Below are 2,061 nucleotides of genomic sequence, written 5' to 3'. Positions count from 1 at the left end.
AGTTCGTACTGAGCCACGCGCATCCCGACGCCCATGGCGCACTCGATGCTGACCCCTACAGATCAGCCAGGATCGGCGAAGACATGCTGATCGCAGTGTCCGCGCCCAATGGCTCCGGCGAGCCGCTGCATCAGCTTTCACGGAAAGGCGCATCCGCCGTACCGTTGCTCTTGTACAGCGACGAATCCGGGCTGGGACGCATCATGCGTGCCGTCGTGAGCCGACGGCTGGAGTCGCAAGCAGTACAGCCCGTCTTCACGGCCCATCTCGCCTCCGTCCTCCGGACGATGGCACTGGACGGCAGGGGCATCGCATGGCTGCCGCGGACCCTCGTGGAGGAAGACACCGGCCAAGGGCGCCTTGTCGCCGCAGCGAGCAGCGAGTGGGCCGTTCCGCTGGAAATCAGGCTCTACCGAGACAGCGAGCTCTTGGGGAAGGCGGCGAATGAATTCTGGAGTGCTGCGATCAGGAAGTGAGCGGCGTCGTTCCTGTTCCTGCTTCGCCGCCAACTTACCGAAACACAGATAGGGAACGCCAAGGCTCAAGAGACCGCCTTCAAGCTCGTGGAGCCACACGGGCTGTCGTTGCTAATAAAGCCATCCGGCGCAAAGTTGTGGAGGTACAGGTTCACCCCACACAACAATGAAAGCATGCTGGCCCTCGGCCGCAGCCCTGACGTCAGCCTGAAGCGCGCCCGCGAGCTCCACCAGGAAGCACGAAAGCTCGTCGCAAGTGGTATCAGCCCCGTTCATCACAAGCAACAAGAAAAGCTCTCAATCGTCGGAGCCGTTGCTTCGACGTGGCAGGAAGTGACAAATGGCCGCCTACGCGCAAGCACCGCCACACAGCGCGATCGTGAGATAAAGAACGACTTGCTACCGAAGCTGCGGTTGTGGCAGAGACGCTGATGGCCCTTTGCCTCGCGATCATGGAGCGGAGATGCCTGCTGCCACCTGGGCGAAAAACGCTGGCGCGGGGGCTACGCGCCGGACGGCGCCTGCACTGGCGCGGCAGGCAAGCCCCGCGCATGCGCCTTGAGGCAAGCAATGAAGTCCATGAGCGTGGCCGAGACATGCTCGCGGTTCCACACCACGGTGATCGGGCCGAAGCGGATGTTCGAATCAATGGCGACCTTCCGGAACAGCCCCAGCGAGGCCATGTAGTCCGCCATGGATTCCGCACACACGCCGACATAGTCGCCCTTTTGCAGCAGGGCCTGCATCATGGCCAGCGAGGCGGTTTCCGCCTTGGGCACCAGCCACGATGCTTGTTGCTCGATGAGATAGGCATCCATCTGGATGCGGGTGAGCGTGCCCAGGGGCGGCATCACCCATTGCTCGCGCAGCACGTCGGCAAAGCCCGGCGGCTGGTTGCTGTGCCAGTGCTTGCTGCCCTGGCCAACGACGATGCTCACCTGGTCGTCGAAGAGCACGTGATGCGCCAGCTGCGGCTGGTGCGCCCTTGCATCCAGAACACCGATCACGGCATCCATGGCACGCGTGTCCAGGCCCTTGAGCAGGTCGTCGAACAGCCCGTCATGAATCGACACGGCCACATCGGCATGGCGCTGCTGGAACGCGGTCACGGCTTCGGGCAGGCCGCCGGCAATGCCGGCCCAGACGCTGCCCACGTTCAGACGCGGCACGCGCCCCGCGGCCACCGCATGCATCTCGCGGCCGGTGCGCGCGATGTCGCCCAGCACGGTGATGGCCAGCCGCTTGAGCAGATGCCCCGCAGGCGTCAGTTGCACCTTGCGCCCGCGCACCACCAGCGGCGTGCCCGCCACGCGTTCCAGCTCTGCCAGCCAGTGCGACATGGCCGATTGCGTCATGTGCAGCCGCACCGCCGCCTCGGTCAGCGTGCCCGCCTCGTCCAGCACCAGAAAGGACTCCAGATGCCGGACCTTGATGCCCCGTGCCCAGGAGAGGCCTTCTGAACGCTCAATCATGAGTAAACCTTCATGGATCCATTTTGCATTTTCACTAGGTGGATCGCAGGATTGTCATGAAAATTACTTCATCTTTTATGTCGCACCCTCAGAGGAATCCCTGTGCCTGAAGC

The 2,061-nt window shown here is 63.3% G+C and carries 3 protein-coding genes; 2 read left to right on the top strand and 1 reads right to left on the bottom strand.

What is annotated here, in order from left to right; genetic code table 11:
* Together AC1DOC_RS31095 and AC1DOC_RS31090 are read left to right on the top strand one after the other, a co-directional pair.
* Window positions 1-476 (top strand): LysR substrate-binding domain-containing protein (locus AC1DOC_RS31095; RefSeq protein WP_478131268.1); only part of this gene is annotated, 476 nt, incomplete at its 5' end.
* 12 nt (window positions 477-488) lie between these two features.
* The gene (locus tag AC1DOC_RS31090; RefSeq protein WP_478083249.1) at window positions 489-908 is read left to right on the top strand and encodes an Arm DNA-binding domain-containing protein; all 420 of its coding nucleotides are present in this window, start codon (window positions 489-491) and stop codon (window positions 906-908) included.
* Between the two features lie 71 nt (window positions 909-979).
* Here the strand turns inward: AC1DOC_RS31090 and AC1DOC_RS31085 are convergent, their stop codons facing one another.
* Window positions 980-1,948, bottom strand: a complete 969-nt coding sequence (locus AC1DOC_RS31085; protein ID WP_478081474.1) for a LysR family transcriptional regulator — start codon at window positions 1,946-1,948, stop codon at window positions 980-982.
* Window positions 1,949-2,061: the final 113 nt, after the last annotated feature.

It is taken from the genome of Variovorax sp. 01T439_2, assembly GCF_056398445.1.
The sequence above is the reverse complement of the archived record's forward strand: the minus strand, read 5'-3'. Positions and strand labels throughout refer to the sequence as shown.

Coding starts and splice junctions, on each gene's coding strand:
- AC1DOC_RS31085 (WP_478081474.1), bottom strand. CDS start 1,948: ATGATTGAGCGTTCAGAAGGCCTCTCCTGGGCACGGGGCATCAAGGTC.